This window comes from Dietzia sp. UBA5065, from assembly GCA_002415925.1.
Classification (GTDB): Bacteria; Actinomycetota; Actinomycetes; order Mycobacteriales; family Mycobacteriaceae; genus Dietzia.
The window spans coordinates 667-2,867 of the sequence record DIAZ01000163.1; the positions used below are offsets into that span (position 1 = coordinate 667).

Genomic DNA, 2,201 nt, shown 5'->3' on the forward strand with positions numbered 1-2,201 from the left:
TCCGGTGAGGCCCAGGACGATCCGGCCCGGGCGCAGGCGCAGCGCTGCCTCCAGCAGATCACCCACGCCGGCCGAGCTGGCGCCGGCGGGGTCATCGCCGACCGTGCCATCGGGGCCGTGGGTGGCCTGGGTGGCCGGGGCGCCGAAACCGGGCTGCTGCAACTGTCCTCCGCCGGCTTGGGCGGCTTCGAGATAGACCGTGGCGCCGTCCGTGCTGACGAGCATCGTGGCCGGGGTCGGGCGACCCCAGGGGTCATCGACCATCACCACCTGCACCTCGCCGCCCAAGGCCCTGGCCACGGTGTCGATGAAGCCCGGCCCGCCGTCCGACACCGGCAGCACCTCGATGCTGTCGTGCGGGGCGCCCAAGGACCAGCCGCGCGCGATCGCCGCAGCCGCCTCGGCAGGGGCGAGCAGACCGGCATACCCCTCCGGGGCGATGAGCACACGCACGGGCGACATCACACCATGACCGGAGCGTTGGCGGGCTACAGGCCCGCGATCACTTGAGCGAGGAGGATCTTGGCGATCATCGCGGCGGGGTAGACCAGTGCGTAGCCCAACCCGACGCGAGGGTCGAATCCGGTCCGGTCGTTGGCGAAGGCGAGCACCGCCGGCTGGGTCTGCGCGCCGGCGATGACCCCCGCCAACTGTCGCGCGTTCGTCTTGAGGACGGTCCGGCCGACCACGGTGATGGCGACCGCGGCGGCCGTGGTGAGGAGCGCGCCGAGCACGAGCACCTTCCACCCCAGGTCGGAGGTCACCGAGCCGACGAATCGCTCGCCGGCGCGGGAACCGGCATAGGCGAGGAAGGTGATCATCCCGAACGTCGACAGGGACGTCGCCGACGAGGTGGACATCGACACGACGAGCGGCCCGACCCGCACCAGCCGGCCGAACACCAACCCCACGAGCAGGGTTCCGGCCGCGGCGCCGAGGGTGAAGCCGCCGCCAGGGGCCGGGATGTGGATGAGGCCGACGCCGACACCGATGGCCAGGCCAAAGGCGAACCCGATGGGGTTGATGTCCGACAGACCGCGCTCGCTATCTCCGAGGAAGGCGCTGACCTCCTTGAGCCGCGAGGTCGGAGCGGTCACCCGCACCCGGTCGCCCATCTGCAGGACGAAGTCTTCGTGCGCGACCAGGTCCAGGTCGCCGCGACGGACCCGGGTGGCCACCGCGCCGAAGCGTGAGTCCAGCCCCAACTCGGCGATCGACCGCCCGGCGAGGGCGGGCTCGGACACCGTGATCCGGCGGAAATCGAGGTCCTGACGGTGCGCCTGCAGGGCGTGGGACGACCGGTGGCCGAGGCGTTCGGCCACCTTGCTGACTGCACCGGCGGGGCCAACGACCGTGACGAGGTCATCGCGCTGCAGGATCTCGTGCTCGTCGATCACCTCGATGGGGTTCTCCTCGCCGTGCTGGATGCGCGAGAAGACGACGGAGCCGCCACTGTCCTGGACGATCTCGTGGGCGCAGATCGGATCGTCGAGGTCGACCCGCACGGTGAGGTTGGTCAGGGGTTCCCGGGCCTGCTCGTCGTTCCCCCGGCGCAGGACAAACATGGCGGTGACGAGCATGGCGACAACGCCGTAGAGGTAGGCGAGGGAGTAGCCGATCGTCGGTCCGCTGGTGTCCCCGGCCCGTTCACTGGCGGCCGCCAGCGCCGGCGTGTTGGTGAGGGCACCGGCAAAGGTCCCGGCGATGACGGGGCTGGTGAGGCCGAGCAGGCGCCCGCCCAGGACGCCGACGATGCCGACAACGACGAAGACGCCGACAACGGCGACCATCGCCATCCAGCCGCGGCGCAGGGACGCGAAGAAGTTAGGCCCGGACGTCAGCCCCACGGTGTAGGTGAACAGGACCAGCCCGAGGGTCCCCACCACCTCGGGGATCTCGAGTTTGAGCCCGTATGCCGTGCCGAGACTGGAGATCGCAATGGCACCGAAGAGGACCGCGGCCGGACCGAGGTGGACTCCCTTGTAGCGGAAGGATCCGAGCAGTGAGCCAAGTCCGAGGAGGACGGCCAGCAGGAGGATCGGTTGTTGGGACATCAGTCGAAGCAGGTCAAGCACGTGCTCCAGCCTCCCACGTTCGTGTTTCCACCCGGTAAACGGTTCACCAGCCGACGCCGGGGTGTCGGCCCGACCGAAAGGAATCTGCGGCAGCGCCGACCTCGTGGACGGACGGCATACCCTTGC

Annotated in this window: 2 protein-coding genes; both read right to left on the reverse strand. The window is 70.1% G+C overall.

Annotation, left to right across the window (positions count from 1 at the left end; all coding sequences use genetic code 11):
- Positions 1–453: glycerate kinase (locus B4M60_RS13090; protein ID WP_291084778.1), on the reverse strand; the 453-nt coding region annotated here is incomplete at its 3' end.
- Between the two features lie 35 nt (positions 454–488).
- Positions 489–2,075 (reverse strand): aspartate:alanine exchanger family transporter, encoded by a 1,587-nt coding sequence (locus tag B4M60_RS13095; protein WP_291084781.1) that lies wholly within the window; start codon positions 2,073–2,075, stop codon positions 489–491.
- Positions 2,076–2,201: the final 126 nt, after the last annotated feature.